The following is a 13,910-nucleotide window of genomic DNA, read 5'->3' as shown; positions in this document are numbered from 1 at the left end:
CATGTTTCGCTTCGTGCTTCGTTCAGATCGCGCCGACGGTCCGCAGCGCTTGGATCTGTTCACGCGAATAGCCGAGTTCGGCCATCACTTCGTCGGTGTGCTCGCCGAGCAGCGGCGAGCGCGTCACCTCCGTCGGACTGTCCGACAGCTTGATCGGGTTGCCCACCGTCAGATACTTGCCGCGCACCGGGTGATCGACCTCGACGATCGTGCCCGTCTTGCGCAGCGAGTCGTCTTCGGCGATCTCCTTCATCGACAGGATCGGCCCGCACGGAATGTCGTATTTGTTCAGGATCTCCATCGCCTCGAACTTGGTCTTCGTCATCGTCCAGCGTTCGATCTCCGCGAAGATGTCCTTCAGGCGCGGCAGGCGCGCGGCGGGCGTCGCGTACTCGGGGTCGGTGGCCCACTCTTCGCGGCCGATCACGTTGCAGATCTTCACCCACACGGGTGCCTGCGTGATGAAGTAGATGTACGCGTTCGGATCGTGCTCCCAGCCCTTGCACTTCAGAATCCAGCCCGGCTGTCCGCCGCCCGACGCATTGCCCGCGCGCGGCACCGCTTCGCCGAACGTGCCGTTCGGATACTGCGGGTACTCCTTCATCACACCCGTGCGCTCCAGCCGCTGCTGGTCGCGCAGCTTCACGCGGCACAGGTTCAGCACGCCGTCCTGCATCGCCGCGAGCACCTTCTGGCCGCGGCCCGTCATGGTGCGCTGATAGAGCGCGGTGACGATGCCCAGCGCCAGGTGCAGGCCCGTGCCGCTGTCGCCGATCTGCGCGCCCGTCACCACGGGCGGGCCGTCATCGAAACCGGTGGTGGAGGCCGCGCCTCCCACGCATTGCGCGACGTTCTCGTAGACCTTGCAGTCTTCGTACGGGCCGGGGCCGAAGCCCTTGACCGACGCGACGATCATCTTCGGGTTCAGCTCCTGGATGCGCTCCCAGGTGAAGCCCATGCGGTCCAGCGCGCCCGGCGCGAAGTTCTCCACCAGCACGTCGCACTTCTGGATCAGCGCCTCGAGCACGAGCTTGCCTTCGGGGTTCTTCGTGTCGATGGTGACCGAGCGTTTGTTGTGGTTGAGCATCGTGAAGTACAGGCTGTCGGCGTCGGGGATGTCGCGCAGTTGCTCGCGCGTGATGTCGCCTGCGCCTGCGCGCTCTACCTTGATCACGTCCGCGCCGAACCATGCGAGCAACTGCGTGCAGGTCGGGCCCGATTGCACGTGGGTGAAATCGAGAATGCGCACACCGTCGAGTGCTTTACCCATGTCTGTCCCCTCCGAGCACTTGACGCTCTGTTTTCGATCGTCCGTGTTCTATACGGTATGTGATATATCTAATCGCTGCAAGCGCTTTCACCTTCGTAAGAAGAACCGGCTTGAATCGCCCGGAGCCTTGCGAGACAAGGCAAAGACGCCGAATCGCGGGTTAAGGACCGGCTTCACAAAGGGAAAACCCCGATCAATTTATCCGCTTGAGCATCTCTGATATATCACATACCATATTTCAACCCTGAGCCGACCGCCCTATCAATTGACGCCGCCGAGCGTCGAATCCATCTAGCGAGGAGACAGGTGAATATTCACGAATATCAGGCGAAGGAACTGCTGAAAGGCTACGGCGTCGCCGTGCCGAATGGTCGCGTCGCGTTCTCGCCGCAGGAGGCCGAGGACGCGGCGCTCGCGCTGGGCGGCTCGGTGTGGGTCGTGAAATCGCAGATTCATGCGGGCGGGCGCGGCGCGGGCCGTTTCGCCGACGATCCGGACGGCCAGGGCGGCGTGCGCGTCGTCAAGTCGGTCAGCGATGTCGGTCTGAACGCGGCGCGGATGCTGTCGCACGTGCTCGTCACGAAGCAGACGGGGCCGGCGGGGCGCGAAGTGAAGCGCGTCTATATCGAGGAAGGCTGCGCGATCGAGCGCGAACTGTATCTCGGCATGCTGATCGACCGCAGCACGTCGCGTATCACGGTGATGGCGTCGACGGAAGGCGGCATGGAGATCGAGGAAGTGGCCGCGCGCACGCCCGAGAAGATCCTGAAGGTCGCGATCGATCCCGCGACGGGTCTGCAACCGTTCCACGCGCGCCAGATCGCGTTTGGCCTCGGGCTGACGGGCAAGCAGATCAAGTCGGCGACGCAGTTCATCGCCAACGCGTATCGCGCGTTCGTCGAGCTGGATGCGTCGATTGTCGAGATCAATCCGCTCGTCGTCACGCAGCAAGGCGACGTGATCGCGCTCGACGCGAAGATCAATTTCGACGACAACGCCCTCTTCCGCCATCCGTCCATCGAAGCGCTACGCGACGAAGCGGAAGAAGACGCCGCCGAACTGGAAGCCGCGAAGCATGGCCTCAACTACGTCACGCTCGACGGCAACATCGGCTGCATGGTGAACGGCGCGGGCCTCGCCATGGCGACGATGGACATCATCAAGCTCTATGGCGGCGAGCCGGCGAACTTTCTCGACGTAGGCGGCGGCGCCACCAAAGAACGCGTCGCGACCGCGTTCCGCCTGATTCTGCGCGACCCGAAAGTGGAAGGGATTCTGGTCAACATCTTCGGCGGCATCATGCGCTGCGACGTGATTGCCGAAGGCGTCGTCAGCGCCGCGCGCGAAGTGGACTTGCGCGTGCCGCTCGTGGTGCGGCTGGAAGGCACGAACGTCGAACTCGGCAAGCAGATTCTGCGCGACTCGGGGCTGCCGATTCTCTCGGCCGATCATCTCGCCGACGCGGCGAGCAAAGTCGTCGCCGCAGTGAAGGAAAACAACGCGACGGAGGCGAACTGACATGGCCGTACTGATCGATCGCAACACCAAAGTGATTTGCCAGGGCTTCACGGGATCGCAGGGCACGTTTCACTCGGAGCAGGCACTCGCCTACGGCACGCAGATGGTCGGCGGCGTCACGCCCGGCAAGGGCGGCGCGGCCCATCTCGGGCTGCCCGTGTTCGACACCGTCGCCGATGCCGTCGATGCAACGGGCGCGAACGCGTCCGTGATTTACGTGCCGCCGCCCATGGCAGCGGACGCGATTCTCGAAGCCGTCGACGCGCAAATCCCCCTCGTCGTCTGCATCACCGAGGGCATTCCCGTCATCGACATGGTGCGCGTGAAGCGCGCGCTCGCGGGTTCGGCGACGCGCCTGATCGGACCGAACTGTCCGGGCGTCATCACGCCGGGCCAGTGCAAGATCGGCATCATGCCGGGGCATATTCATCGTCCAGGCAAGATCGGCGTGGTGTCGCGTTCGGGCACGCTGACCTACGAAGCCGTCGCGCAAACCACGGCGGCGGGGCTCGGGCAGACGACCTGTATCGGCATTGGCGGCGATCCCGTCAACGGTACGAACTTCATCGACTGTCTGGAAATGTTCCTCGCCGACGACGACACGCAAGGCATCATCATGATCGGCGAAATCGGCGGCTCGGCCGAAGAGGACGCCGCGCAGTTCCTGAAGGACGCGCGTTCGAACAAGCCGGTGGTGGGGTTCATCGCCGGCACCAGCGCGCCGCCCGGACGGCGGATGGGCCACGCGGGCGCGATCATCTCGGGCGGCAAGGGCACGGCGGGCGCGAAGATCGACGCGATGCGCTCGGCGGGCATTCACGTCGCGCAGTCGCCGGCGGCGCTCGGCGAGACGATGCTCAAGGCCATGCAGTGACGATGTGAAAAAGGCCAGCGGACCGTCAGGTCCGCTGGCCTTTGGATACGTCAGGCAGAAACGCTCAATCCAGAAAATCGCAATTCGCTTCGACGAAAGCCGCCAGTCCGAGCGAGTGATCGCGCACGAGACGCTCGGCGAGTTCGGTGTCGCGCTTCTCCAGTGCCTCGATGATGCGCAGATGGTCGACGATGGAACGCGACGCGCGGTCGCTCTGCGAAATAGTCATGCGGCGAATCGCGCGCACGTGAATGAAGATGTTCTTGATCGTATCGAGAATGATCTGCGACTTCGACAGTTCGACGATGGACTGATGGAACGCAATGTTCGCATCCGAGTACTCGGCGATATGCTCGGCCGGCGTCGAATCGCGGAACTGATCGAACATGTGCCGCAGCCGCGCGATCTCTTCATCCGTGGCGTGCAGCGTGGCGAGACGCGCGGCCATGCTTTCCAGCGCGGCCCACATCTGGATCATCTCGACGATCTCACGCTTGCTCTTGCGCACAATATAGATGCCGCGCCTCGGCACCATGCGCAGAAAACCTTCCTGCTCCAGCAGCGTCATCGCCTCGCGCACGGGCGTGCGGCTCACGCCCAGCGATTCACTCAGCGCGCGCTCGTCGAGGCGAATCTCTTCGCTCGACGCGTAAATGTCCGCATCCGCGATGGCCTGACGCAATAACGCGTAGGCCTGATCGCGGAGGCTGGCGCTGTTACCGATGGGTTGCAGCGCCAGAGGCAGGTTCAGTGCGGGTGTGGACACTGCTTAGTTCGACGAGCCAACCGCGTTCATCGCGGCTTCGACGCGCGCGCGGTACGGCGTTGCTTCACGCACCGTGGCGGCTTCGAGACCCACGTAGCGGCCATGCTTCGATGCCAGCTCGGCGACATGCTGCGGAATCCACCGGGTCAGCAGCACGGTTGCGGCCGAACCCAGGCCCACGACAGCGACGGCGAAGAATGCGAGCGACACGAAATCCATTTGATGCTCCGGTCATTGAGTGATTGGATGACTCAATCATATGCTGCGTCGCGGAAAAAATCAAGTATCTTGTATGTGGTATATCAGACACAGTTGTTCAGCGGCGACAACAATCCCAACGTAGCACGCCATGCCCGGAACCGCCATGGCTGGCCGTCAGAGCGCTTACTGTACTTTTTTCCTGGGCTGAGAACTGTACTTTTAGAACGGTTCGTCAACAGCAAAACAAGGCCGATTGCCATCTCAAAAAAGCGCGTGCGGGCCTTTCCATGTGCTAACGCAGCAAACTGCACGCCCGTACCGATTCCACCCCGAAATGAATGCGCTGCCGAACTGCGTCACGCGGTCGCCTGCGGCGGCATGCCGCTTGAAATCGCTGTATCCCGCTATGCACAACGGTCGCAGCCGTTTCCATATGTACTTAATTCTCATATTGCCAAGCGGGTCCCGGGCACCTATCGTCTCGCCATTGCCGAATTTGGCCCCCGGTAGCACGTTTTTAATATGTTGCAGCCCAACATATCTTCTAAAAGTTGCGCTACCTCAAGTTTCGGCAATTGCAACCGATAACCAGACGTTCAGCCCGATCGGAGACCGACCATGAGCAGCATCACTGAGCCCGGCGGTAACGCCAGCTCGCCATCATTCTTTTCAAAACAGGCAACGATCGCCCAACCTGGCTTTTCCCGCTGGATGGTGCCGCCTGCCGCCCTCGCCGTGCACCTGTGCATTGGCCAGGCCTATGCGTTCTCCGTGTTCAACGGGCCGCTCACCAAAGTCATCGGCATCACGCAGTCAGCGCCGGACGACTGGTCGCTGACCACGCTCGGCTGGATCTTCTCGCTCGCGATCGTCTGCCTTGGCTTGTCGGCGGCGTTTGCGGGGAAATGGCTCGAAAAAGTCGGCCCGCGCCGCACCATGTTCACGGCCGCGTGCTGCTTCGGCGGCGGCTTTATCGTCTCGGCACTGGGCGTATGGACGCACCAGATCGCGCTGCTGTATCTCGGCTATGGCGTGATCGGCGGAATCGGGCTCGGGCTCGGCTACGTGTCGCCCGTGTCGACACTGATCCGCTGGTTCCCGGACCGTCGCGGGATGGCGACGGGCATGGCGATCATGGGCTTCGGCGGCGGCGCGATGATCGCCGCCCCGCTGTCCGTCGCGCTGATGAACCACTTCAAGAGCGCCACGAGCATCGGCGTGGCTGAAACGTTCATCGTGCTGGGCATCGCGTACTTCATTTCGATGTCGATCGGCGCACTCGCGATCCGCGTGCCGCCCGCCAACTGGAAGCCGGCCGGCTGGACGCCGCCCGCCACCACGACCCAGAAGATGATCACGCGCAACCACGTGCACATCGACCAGGCGCTGAAGACGCCCCAGTTCTATCTGATCTGGCTGGTGCTGTTCCTGAACGTGACGGCCGGCATCGGCATTCTCGGCCAGGCTTCCGTGATGATCCAGGAAAGCTTCAAGGACACGGTGAGCGCCGCGGCAGCCGCGGGCTTCGTCGGCCTGCTGTCGCTCTTCAACATGGGCGGCCGCTTCGTGTGGGCCTCGGCGTCGGACTACGTGGGCCGCAAGAACACGTACTTCATCTTCTTCGCGCTGGGCGCCGTGCTGTACTGGCTCGTGCCGAGCTTCGCGTCGTCGGGCAACATCGCGCTGTTCGTGCTGTGCTACTGCGTGATCCTGTCGATGTACGGCGGCGGCTTTTCGACCGTGCCCGCCTACCTCGCGGACATGTTCGGCACGGCATTCGTCGGCGGCATTCACGGACGTCTGCTGACGGCGTGGGCGGCAGCGGGCGTCGCGGGCCCCGTGCTCGTCAACTACATCCGTGCGTATCAGGTCGCGCATGGCGTCGCGAAAGCGGACGCGTACACGATGACCGTGCACATCATGACGGTGCTGCTGGTGATCGGCTTCATCTGCAACCTGCTCGTCAAGCACGTGCACGAAAAGCATCACATGACGGACGCGCAACTCGCGGCCGCCAAATAAGGTCGGACCAAGGAGAAACACAATGTCGACGCAAACGCCTCATCCGACGAACAAGGGTCTGCTGGCCGTGTTCTGGGTGTATGTGCTGATTCCGCTGACGTGGGGCGTGGTGAACACGCTGCTGCAGGCGATGAAGCTGTTCGGCTGAGCCGATTTCAGCACCGCAGTTTGAAGAAGGCCGGGGCATCGCTGCCCGGCCTTTTTTATTGCGCTAGAACTTCGGCGCGCCTGCTGTTTCCGCAGGCGGCAGCTGCATCGGAAAGGTGATCTCGAACGTCGTGCCGACGCCGCGCTGCGAATCGAAGCGCAACTCGCCGTCGAGCATGCGGCACAACTCCTTGACGATCGCGAGGCCGAGACCCGCGCCGGGCACATCGTCGTCATTGGCGCGCTCGAACTCCTTGAACACACGGTCGCGATCCGACGCGCCGATACCCACGCCCGTATCCGACACGCGCAGACACCAGGCGTCGTTGCCGCGCGCCCTCATTTCCAGCGTGACCTCGCCCGCGTTCGTGTATTTAGATGCATTCGTCAGCAGATTGATCGCGATCTGCTTGAGCTTGAGGCGGTTGGACTGCACGGAAGCCAGTTGCCCGTCGAACGAGGGATTCAGCTTGAGCCCCTTCTCGCGGATCGCCGGGCCGCATGAAGCGACCAGTTCGTCGAACAGCGCGTGCAGATCGACGGTTTCGACAGCGACCTGATTCGTGTCGCCGAGCACGACCGAATACTCGACCAGTTCGTCCACCAACACCTTCATGTCGGCGGCTTGCCGGTTCGCGAGCGCGAGCGCGGCCTCGGTTTTCGACGGCGCGCGCGCGACGAGCTGCAACGCCATCGAAAACACATTCAGAAAGTTGCGCAGATCGTGCACGACGCTGCGCGTAATTTGCATGCGCGACTCGTAGAGTTCGCCGACCAGCTTCTGCTTGAGGAGCAATTCGTGATTGGCGCGCTCCAGCCGCCCCGTATAGTCGTCGATCTTGCGATCGCGCTCCGTGACGACTTCGCGTATCGACGTCAGCGTGACGAAGCTGATCGCCTCGTCGATGAAATAACGCGCGCGCTCTTCATGACGCCGCGTAAAGGCGGGATGCCCCTCCGCGTACTGCACGACAGCGCCCATCAGCACCTGGCGGAACAGATCGAGTTCGCGCACGAGCTCGTCGATGCGGTAGCCCTGTTTCCAGCGCATCTTGCCGTGCAGCTTTGCCTTGCGCTCGATCTCGGACTCGAGCTCTTCGAGGTCCTGCTGCTCGATCGCGCGGCACATGGAATCGAGAATGTCGGGAACGTGGTCCGTCAACTGCTCGTTCGTCAGCCGATCGGGCTCCGTCAGCTCGACGTCGCTGAATACCGCTTTCATCCAGCGCTCGGTGAGCTCGATCTCGTTCTTGCGGATGTGCCCGGCGAATGCGCCGAGCGGTCGTGATTGCGTCGTTGCCATTTGTCGCTCGCGTCTCGCCTATAGCGCCATGCTGCGATATCGAACGGCTGCGATGGACGACCGGCAGCCCGCTCCCATGTCGGCTTAGCGCCAACGACGATCATCCTACTACGACTTCAGGCGATAGCCCGTTTTGAATATCCACGCGATCACCGCAAGGAAGATGCAAAGAAACAACGCAGTCATGCCGAGACTGATGCCGACGCTGACATCCGCCAGCCCGAAAAAGCTCCAGCGAAAGCCGCTGATCAGATAGACGATCGGGTTGAACAGCGTAACGATTTTCCACGCGGGCGGCAGCATCGCGACCGAATAGAAACTGCCGCCGAGAAACGTCAGCGGCGTGATGATGAGCAGCGGCACGAGTTGCAGCTTCTCGAAGTTGTCGGCCCAGATACCAACGATAAAGCCGAGCAGACTGAAGGTGACGGCCGTCAACACGAGAAACGCGATCATCCAGACGGGATGCTGCACCTGCAACGGCACGAACAGACCCGCCGTGGCCAGAATGATCAGACCGAGAATGATCGACTTGGTCGCCGCTGCGCCGACGTAGCTGATCACGATCTCCAGATACGACACAGGCGCGGACAACAGCTCGTAAATGGTGCCCGTGAAGCGCGGAAAATAGATGCCGAACGACGCATTGGAAATACTCTGCGACAACAGCGACAGCATGATGAGCCCCGGCACGATGAACGACCCGTAGCTGATGCCTTCCACTTCGCGAATGCGCGAGCCGATCGCGGAGCCGAACACGATGAAATAGAGCGATGTCGAAATGACGGGCGCGATCACGCTTTGCATCAGCGTGCGCCCGGTGCGCGCCATTTCGAAGCGGTAGATGGCGCGGATGGCATGGAGGTTCATCGCACGCTCTCCTCTTGTTGTTGCTTGTGCACAAGACTCACGAAGATGTCTTCGAGCGAGCTTTGTGTGGTATGCAGATCCTTGAAGCGGATACCCGCTTCGCTGAGGTCGTTGAGCAGCGCGACGATGCTGCTGCTCTTCTCGCGTTCGGCGTCGTAGGTATAGATCAGCTCGCCGTTGTCGTTCGCAAGCTCCAGCCCATAGTGCGAAAGCGACGCCGGAATGCTCGCGAGCGGCGTTTCGAGCTGCAGCGTCAACTGCTTCTTGCCGAGCTTGCGCATCAACTCCACCTTGTCTTCGACGAGCATGATCTGGCCGCCGTTGATCACACCGATGCGGTCCGCCATCTCTTCGGCTTCTTCGATGTAATGCGTGGTGAGGATGATCGTCACGCCGTTCGCACTCAGCGAACGTACGAGCCTCCACATGTCGCGCCGCAATTCGACGTCGACGCCCGCTGTCGGCTCGTCGAGAAACAGGATGCGCGGCTCGTGCGACAACGCCTTGGCGATCAGCACGCGCCGCTTCATGCCGCCCGACAACTGGATGATGCGGCTATTGCGCTTCTCCCACAGCGACAGGTCGCGCAGCACCTTCTCGATATGGGCCGGATTCTTCGGCTTGCCGAACAGGCCGCGGCTGAATGAAACTGTCGCCCAGACGGTTTCGAACGCATCCGTGGTCAGTTCCTGCGGCACCAGTCCGATCAGCGAGCGCGCGGCGCGGTAGTCGTTGCGGATATCGCGGCCGTCGACGGTCACGGTGCCTTCGCTCGCATTGACGATGCCGCAGATGATACTGATGAGCGTGGTCTTGCCCGCGCCGTTGGGCCCGAGCAATGCAAAGATTTCGCCTTGGCGAATGGAGAGGTCGATACGCTTGAGGGCCTGAAAACCCGATGCGTATGTCTTCGACAGATTCGAGACCGAGATGATGGGTAGCATAGACGCGAACGATAGCAGATACCGCCCCGCCACGCCGTTACTCTGCCCGATCCGACGTTCCAGCGGCTACGCGCGCGGTTTTGTCAAACATCCTTGTGTTCCTGACTTTCGATCACCATCCGCGCTTCGACCCGCACGGGCACGCGCGTCAATGCCGCGCCGAGGCAAGGCCCGTCGACGCACACGCCGTCCTCGAAGCGGAACATCGCGCTGTGGTGCGCGCACATCAGATGCTCGCTGTCATAGGTCCAGAAAGTGTCCGGCTCGTAGTTGAGCGGGATCGAGAAGTGCGGGCACACATTACGATAGGCCCACACACGATCGCCGCGGCGCAGCACGACGATGGCAGCCTCGCCCCCTGCCGCGGGCGCGACCTGCCTGCCGCCGCCATCGGGGATGTCATCGAGCGGACATAACGCCGTTGCCGTCATCATCACGCCGCTCCGTCTGAGCGCGTCAGCACGAAGTCGCGCTGCACGTCGAAGAACGGGCTCGGCAAGTCCCACTCGTTCGCATCGGCGCGGCTCGGGTTCGTCACATAGTCGACCACGAGCGAAGGCTTCACGCCGAACACCGCATCCGAATCGACATACGGGTCGTCGGAACTGAACAGGGCCGTGGTCAGCGTGTCGTAGCCAGGCGCCTGAATCAGGAAATGCACGTGCGCGGGCCGCATCGGATGACGGCCGAGCGCGAGCAGCATCTGGCCGACGGGACCGTCCGTCGGAATCGGATAGGGCGTCGGCTTGATCGAACGGAACGCGTACTCGCCGTTCGGCCCCGAGCGGAAGCGCCCGCGCAGATTGCTCTCCGGCTGGTCCGGGTCCTGTCCTTCGTACATGCCGTTATTGGCCGTCTCCCACACTTCGATCAGCGCGTCCGGCACAGGCTTGCCCGCTTCGTCGATCAGCCGCCCGCGAAACAGCGCAGGCTCGCCTTCCGTGCGGGCGATGTTCGCGCCGAACGCTTCGTCGTGCGCGCCCTCGCGATAGAACGGCCCGAGCAGGCTGTGCTCCGTGGCGGCGGATTCCGTCACGTCGTGCCGGCGATGAATCGCGTCCAGCATGATCGACAGGCCGAGCGTGTCGGACAGCAGAATGAACTCCTGCCGGATACCGTCGCATTGCTTGCCCGTCTGCGTGAGGAACTCGATGCCGCGCCGCCATTCGTCGCCTGTCAGTTGCACTTCTTCGGCAAACGCGTGCACGTGCCTGATGAGCGCCGTCATGATCTCTTTCAGGCGCGCGTCGGCGCAGCCCGAAAGCGTGGCGAGCACGATGTCGGTAGTGGGGTGAATTGCGGAGTTGCCGTTTGTCTCTCTCATGATGTCCTCACGCTCTGTAGGCGCGCGTTGTGTCGTTTGCTGCTTGATGGATGTACCGCCCGCGCTATGCGGGCCTGCGTCCTTCGTATGCATTTTCCAGCAACGCGCGCAGCGGCTCGCGCTCCACTGCACGCGGATTCCAGTACGGGCTCTTCAACGCGAGATCGAGCGCGATGTCGATATCGCCTTGCTTCATGCCGATGTCTTTCAGCGCAATCGGCGCGCCGTTGTCGCGCGCGAGATCGTACACAGCTTGCGCAGCGTCGTCGGCGTGCAGGGCGCGGGCGATACGCTGCATCGCGTGCGGCGCTGCCGCGCGGTTGTAGGCGAGCGCGTGCGGCAATACGATCGTGTGGGTCTCGGCATGCGGCAGATTGAAGGTGCCGCCAAGCGTATGACACAGCTTGTGATGCAACGACATGCCGACACTGCCCAGCACCGCGCCGCACAGCCATGCGCCATAGAGACACGCGCCGCGCGCATCGAGGTCGTCAGGCGTCTTCATCACGCGCGGCAAGCCTTCGCCCAACGCGCGTATGCCCTCTTCCGCCATCAGGCTCATGATGGGATTGGCGTCCTGCGCGTAGAGGCCTTCGGCGGCATGCGCGATCGCGTTGATGCCGCTCGTCAACGACAGCGCGGGCGGCAGCGATACGGTCAAGGACGGATCGTAGACGACGGTCTTCGGCAACACGCGCAAGTCCCGGCCCGTCTTCTTCACGCCGCTTTCCGTGAGGCCGTAGATCGGCGTCATTTCGGACCCCGCGTACGTGGTCGGAATCGCGATGATGGGCAGCGACGTTTCGAGCGCGATTGCTTTGCCAAGGCCCGTCGTCGAACCGCCGCCGATGGCGATCGCGCAATCGGCGCCGACACGCGCCGCGTATTCGCGTGCCGCGCGCGCCGTTTCGACGGGTACGTGCATCACGGCTTCGGCATAGACGCCCGCCGCGCGCGGTCCGATGCGCTCCGCGAGTTGCTCGGCCTGTGCGCGCTGCTGCGGCGTCGCCAGCACGATGGCGCGTTGCGCGCCGAGCAATTCGATCTCGCGGTCCAGATGATCGAGACTGCCGACGCCGAATACGACGCGCGAAGGCAAGCCCTGATAGACGAACGGTTCCATGTCGTTAGCGATTCAGCACAATTCAGCGCGGATAATAAGGCGGGATCTGCGCATCGACATTGATCCACACCGACTTGGCCTGAGTGTACTCGCGCATCGCTTCGAAGCCCATTTCGCGCCCATAACCGCTCGCGCCGACGCCGCCGAACGGCGAACCCGGGCTCACGCGCTTATAGCAGTTGACCCACACCATACCGCTATGAATCTCGCGTGCGATCAGATGCGCGCGTTGCAGATCGCGCGTCCACAGGCCTGCACCGAGGCCGTATTCCGTGCCGTTCGCAATGGCAAGCGCCTCTTCGTCGGTGCGGAACGTCGTCACGCTCATGAACGGCCCGAACACTTCTTCCTGCGACACGCGGTCAGTCGGCTTCGCTTCGACGATGGTCGGCTCGACATAGCAGCCATTCGCGAGCGCCGTGTTGTCCGGCGACTTGCCGCCCGACAGCACGCGTCCGCCCTGCTCGCGCGCGATATCGACATACGACAGCACGCGATCGCGATGCTGGCGAGACGTCAGCGGGCCCATTTCCGTCGACGGATCGAGCGGATCGCCGATGCGGATCGAACGCGCGAGCGCGACGAATTTTTCCAGCACCTCGTCCGCGACCGACTCATGTACGATCATCCGCGACGCGGCGATGCACGCCTGCCCCTGGTTATGAAAGATGCCGAACGCGGAGCCTTGCACGACGGCATCGATATTCGCGTCGCCGAACACGATATTCGCGCCCTTGCCGCCCAGTTCGAGCTGCACCTTCTTCAGGTTGCCGCTCGACGCCTGCACGATCTTGCGCCCCACGGCCGTCGAGCCGGTGAATGCGACCTTGCCGATCTCCGGATGTTCGGCGATGTACTGGCCCGCGACATGCCCGAGCCCCGGCAGAATATTGACCACGCCTGCCGGAAAGCCGACTTCGGCCATCAGTTCGGCAATGGCCAGACTGGAGAGCGGCGTGAGTTCGGCGGGTTTCATGATCACGCAGTTGCCCGCTGCGAGCGCGGGCGCCATCTTCCAGCTGGTGAACATCAGCGGGAAATTCCACGGCACGACCTGCCCGACGATGCCGACGGGCTCGCGCGTCAGGTAGTTCAGAAAGCCCTGCTCGACGGGAATCACCGAGCCTTCGAACTTGTCGGCCATCCCGCCGAAATAGCGGAACGTCGCTGCCGTGCGCGGCACGTCGAGATGGCGCGTGTCGCGGATCGGATGGCCCGTGTCGATCGATTCGAGGCGTGCGAGCCGGTCCGCATTCGCTTCGATCGCATCGGCGAGCTTGAGCAGCAGACGCCCGCGCTCGGCGCCCGCCATCTTGCTCCACTTCGGGAACGCCGCTTTCGCCGCGGCGACGGCGCGATCGACGTCGGCGTGATTCGCCATCGCGACCTCGGCGATCACCGAGTTGTCGTGAGGGTTGAGCGTGGCGAGTGTTTCGCCCGAAAGCGATGGCACGAAGCGGCCGTCGATGAAGAGTTGCGTTTGCATGTCAGTCCTGCTCGATGAGGCGTTTGGGCGTGAGCGTCCCCGCGGCGCCGGCTAGCCGGCGC

General features: G+C 62.9%; 15 protein-coding genes. 5 read left to right on the top strand and 10 right to left on the bottom strand.

The features are described 5' to 3' along the window. Window positions 1-22 precede the first annotated feature (22 nt). Window positions 23-1,270, bottom strand: a complete 1,248-nt coding sequence (gene frc, locus C2L66_RS19825) for a formyl-CoA transferase (protein ID WP_060603551.1) — start codon at window positions 1,268-1,270, stop codon at window positions 23-25. A gap of 306 nt (window positions 1,271-1,576) precedes the next feature. Here frc and sucC point away from each other — a divergent pair, with 306 nt between their 5' ends. Next, on the top strand, window positions 1,577-2,788 hold the full coding sequence (sucC, locus tag C2L66_RS19820) for an ADP-forming succinate--CoA ligase subunit beta (RefSeq protein WP_060603554.1): 1,212 nt from the start codon (window positions 1,577-1,579) through the stop codon (window positions 2,786-2,788). Window position 2,789: 1 nt separating this feature from the next. Next, on the top strand, window positions 2,790-3,662 hold the full coding sequence (sucD, locus tag C2L66_RS19815; RefSeq protein WP_060603557.1) for a succinate--CoA ligase subunit alpha: 873 nt from the start codon (window positions 2,790-2,792) through the stop codon (window positions 3,660-3,662). Window positions 3,663-3,726: 64 nt separating this feature from the next. On the opposite strand, the gene C2L66_RS19810 is transcribed toward sucD, so the two are convergent. Together C2L66_RS19810 and C2L66_RS19805 are read right to left on the bottom strand one after the other, a co-directional pair. Next, window positions 3,727-4,407, bottom strand: coding sequence for a GntR family transcriptional regulator (locus C2L66_RS19810; RefSeq protein ID WP_054932573.1), 681 nt, complete (start codon window positions 4,405-4,407; stop codon window positions 3,727-3,729). Window positions 4,408-4,431: 24 nt separating this feature from the next. Then, on the bottom strand, window positions 4,432-4,647 hold the full coding sequence (locus C2L66_RS19805; RefSeq protein ID WP_054932561.1) for a hypothetical protein: 216 nt from the start codon (window positions 4,645-4,647) through the stop codon (window positions 4,432-4,434). 27 nt (window positions 4,648-4,674) lie between these two features. On the opposite strand from C2L66_RS19805, the gene C2L66_RS40715 reads away from it, so the two are divergent. The 3 genes from C2L66_RS40715 to C2L66_RS19795 all read left to right on the top strand — a co-directional run bounded on the left by C2L66_RS40715 (window position 4,675) and on the right by C2L66_RS19795 (window position 6,799). After that, on the top strand, window positions 4,675-5,139 hold the full coding sequence (locus C2L66_RS40715) for a hypothetical protein (protein WP_148654592.1): 465 nt from the start codon (window positions 4,675-4,677) through the stop codon (window positions 5,137-5,139). Between the two features lie 108 nt (window positions 5,140-5,247). Next, a complete protein-coding gene (locus C2L66_RS19800; RefSeq protein WP_054932562.1) occupies window positions 5,248-6,651 on the top strand; it encodes an L-lactate MFS transporter in 1,404 nt (467 codons plus the stop codon). Between the two features lie 22 nt (window positions 6,652-6,673). Then, window positions 6,674-6,799, top strand: coding sequence for an MFS transporter small subunit (locus C2L66_RS19795; protein WP_036000996.1), 126 nt, complete (start codon window positions 6,674-6,676; stop codon window positions 6,797-6,799). Window positions 6,800-6,862: 63 nt separating this feature from the next. Here the strand turns inward: C2L66_RS19795 and C2L66_RS19790 are convergent, their stop codons facing one another. From C2L66_RS19790 to C2L66_RS19760, 7 genes are all read right to left on the bottom strand, one after another. Next, entirely contained in the window at window positions 6,863-8,101 is a 1,239-nt protein-coding gene (locus C2L66_RS19790; RefSeq protein WP_054932563.1) for a sensor histidine kinase, read from the bottom strand. Between the two features lie 108 nt (window positions 8,102-8,209). Beyond that, a complete protein-coding gene (locus tag C2L66_RS19785) occupies window positions 8,210-8,971 on the bottom strand; it encodes an ABC transporter permease (protein WP_054932564.1) in 762 nt (253 codons plus the stop codon). Next, window positions 8,968-9,915: an ABC transporter ATP-binding protein gene (locus C2L66_RS19780; protein WP_060603560.1), complete on the bottom strand. Its 948-nt coding sequence runs from the start codon at window positions 9,913-9,915 to the stop codon at window positions 8,968-8,970. The genes C2L66_RS19785 and C2L66_RS19780 overlap by 4 nt, the downstream gene beginning before the upstream one ends. Window positions 9,916-9,998: 83 nt before the next feature. Further along, on the bottom strand, window positions 9,999-10,352 hold the full coding sequence (locus tag C2L66_RS19775; protein ID WP_054932566.1) for a Rieske (2Fe-2S) protein: 354 nt from the start codon (window positions 10,350-10,352) through the stop codon (window positions 9,999-10,001). After that, a complete protein-coding gene (locus C2L66_RS19770) occupies window positions 10,349-11,239 on the bottom strand; it encodes an intradiol ring-cleavage dioxygenase (RefSeq protein WP_060603563.1) in 891 nt (296 codons plus the stop codon). Before C2L66_RS19770 ends, C2L66_RS19775 begins: the two co-directional genes overlap by 4 nt. Before the next feature lie 64 nt (window positions 11,240-11,303). Then, entirely contained in the window at window positions 11,304-12,362 is a 1,059-nt protein-coding gene (locus C2L66_RS19765) for a maleylacetate reductase (RefSeq protein WP_054932567.1), read from the bottom strand. Between the two features lie 22 nt (window positions 12,363-12,384). Continuing rightward, window positions 12,385-13,848 carry an aldehyde dehydrogenase family protein gene (locus tag C2L66_RS19760; protein WP_060603565.1) on the bottom strand — a complete coding sequence of 488 codons (1,464 nt, stop codon included), beginning with the start codon at window positions 13,846-13,848 and terminating at the stop codon, window positions 12,385-12,387. Window positions 13,849-13,910: the final 62 nt, after the last annotated feature.

Origin of the sequence: Paraburkholderia caribensis, assembly GCF_002902945.1 — a bacterium.
GTDB lineage: Bacteria > Pseudomonadota > Gammaproteobacteria > Burkholderiales > Burkholderiaceae > Paraburkholderia > Paraburkholderia caribensis.
Note: the sequence above shows the minus strand (reverse complement) of the source record. Positions and strands in the feature narration are given on the sequence as shown.

Excerpts from the sequence above, each read along its gene's own strand:
- C2L66_RS19790 (WP_054932563.1), bottom strand. The coding sequence starts at position 8,101 with ATGGCAACGACGCAATCACGACCGCTCGGCGCATTCGCCGGGCACATC.
- C2L66_RS19780 (WP_060603560.1), bottom strand. The coding sequence starts at position 9,915 with ATGCTACCCATCATCTCGGTCTCGAATCTGTCGAAGACATACGCATCG.
- C2L66_RS19800 (WP_054932562.1), top strand. The coding sequence starts at position 5,248 with ATGAGCAGCATCACTGAGCCCGGCGGTAACGCCAGCTCGCCATCATTC.
- C2L66_RS40715 (WP_148654592.1), top strand. The coding sequence starts at position 4,675 with ATGACTCAATCATATGCTGCGTCGCGGAAAAAATCAAGTATCTTGTAT.
- C2L66_RS19760 (WP_060603565.1), bottom strand. The coding sequence starts at position 13,848 with ATGCAAACGCAACTCTTCATCGACGGCCGCTTCGTGCCATCGCTTTCG.
- C2L66_RS19765 (WP_054932567.1), bottom strand. The coding sequence starts at position 12,362 with ATGGAACCGTTCGTCTATCAGGGCTTGCCTTCGCGCGTCGTATTCGGC.
- C2L66_RS19770 (WP_060603563.1), bottom strand. The coding sequence starts at position 11,239 with ATGAGAGAGACAAACGGCAACTCCGCAATTCACCCCACTACCGACATC.
- C2L66_RS19785 (WP_054932564.1), bottom strand. The coding sequence starts at position 8,971 with ATGAACCTCCATGCCATCCGCGCCATCTACCGCTTCGAAATGGCGCGC.
- frc (WP_060603551.1), bottom strand. The coding sequence starts at position 1,270 with ATGGGTAAAGCACTCGACGGTGTGCGCATTCTCGATTTCACCCACGTG.
- C2L66_RS19805 (WP_054932561.1), bottom strand. The coding sequence starts at position 4,647 with ATGGATTTCGTGTCGCTCGCATTCTTCGCCGTCGCTGTCGTGGGCCTG.
- sucD (WP_060603557.1), top strand. The coding sequence starts at position 2,790 with ATGGCCGTACTGATCGATCGCAACACCAAAGTGATTTGCCAGGGCTTC.
- C2L66_RS19795 (WP_036000996.1), top strand. The coding sequence starts at position 6,674 with ATGTCGACGCAAACGCCTCATCCGACGAACAAGGGTCTGCTGGCCGTG.